Source organism: Veillonella montpellierensis DSM 17217, from assembly GCF_000426745.1.
Taxonomy (GTDB): domain Bacteria; phylum Bacillota; class Negativicutes; order Veillonellales; family Veillonellaceae; genus Veillonella; species Veillonella montpellierensis.
The window spans coordinates 1-1,329 of record NZ_KE384565.1 but is presented as its reverse complement, the minus strand read 5'-3'; the positions used below and the strand labels follow the sequence as shown (position 1 = coordinate 1,329).

Genomic DNA, 1,329 nt, shown 5'->3' with positions numbered 1-1,329 from the left:
TGTAGTATGTTCATGTTTGAGAGTAATGTAATTCTATAAGAGTTTAAAACGAGTTTTTTTATTACGTTATTTAGGAGTGATGCTTGAGAGGATACTTTTGAATTTATAACTGATAAAGTTATTATTGATACAGGTATAAAACTTGTGCTAGATGGTACTGTTATTATGAGCTTTAAATTAACTATTGGAAGAACAGCAATAACATCAGACAATATTTATACAAATGAAGCCATCAGTGCATTTCTAAATAAAAGTAAAATTTATGTTAATAGTGATTATTTGCATTATATAGGTGGTTATAGGACAAAACGTGTTGTTTTAAATGCCGATAGAACTAGGTAATATCTAGTCCTATCGGCATTTTATCTTTTGTAGTGAACTTTAAAGAGTGACAAAATGTGTTGTAAAAAAGCTGAAAACTCTTGCATTTTTTTGTCTAAATAGGGCTTTATCTTTTTAGGAATATATTTTTTGAAGGAGTATTTTTATGAACAATGTTAGATGTCCTAATTGTGGCTTTAGTTGTAGAAAACATGATAGGTCTAATGCAGGTGCTCAAAGATGGATATAGAGGCAGTGTAGATGTGCATTTATGAATATAATTATAAAAAATGAAGTTGAATTACAATTGTTTTTAATAGGGGTGTTTAGCAAAAATAGTCAGAATGAAATGTCAGGACAAGGCCGTAGTTTTCGTAGAAAATCAGTAAGGTTTTGGGACTTATGACCGTTGCTCTCCTAAAATTGAAGTATCGAGTACAGTTGTTTTTGTTGATGGAATTGATTTAGCAATCAAATGAATCAATAAAGATGTATTATTTACGTATTTAGATGAATATTTATAGTTTGAATGTATTGCTACAAACAATCGAATTGTGGATGGAATTGATACATAATCACGTACTATGCTGCGAAATCATCGTGGTATGTCAATAGAAAGAAGAATAAAAACGGTGGTCTGGTGATGCTATATGCACTCACCGAACCCGCCTTCATTGTACGCCGAATAGGCATGATTAAACCCCCAGTTAAACTGGGGGTCAGTAAAATTTCTTAGAGAAAAGGAAAGAACCTCCTAGTGATAAAATGAAGTTGGTCTGGCAACCACAACATTTTAACATAGGAGGTTCAATGTCAATGAATGACGTAAAAAGCTTATCACATAGTAAATGGAGATGTAAATATCATATTGTTTTTGCTCCAAAGTATAGAAGGCAAATAATTTATGGTCGGATAAAAGTTGATGTAGGTAAAATTCTAAGAGATTTAAGTAAGAGAAAAAATGTAGAAATTATCGAGGCGGAATGCTGTTCGGATCATATACATATG

At 31.5% G+C, this 1,329-nt stretch carries 1 protein-coding gene and 1 pseudogene; both read left to right on the top strand.

Translation table 11 applies throughout. The features are described 5' to 3' along the window. Window positions 1-800: 800 nt before the first annotated feature. Window positions 801-962, top strand: a pseudogene (locus K357_RS10135) (IS256 family transposase); the annotation flags it as partial. A 175-nt stretch (window positions 963-1,137) separates the two neighbouring features. Beyond that, a partial coding sequence (gene tnpA, locus K357_RS0108300; protein WP_028258276.1) for an IS200/IS605 family transposase occupies window positions 1,138-1,329 on the top strand: 192 nt, incomplete at its 3' end.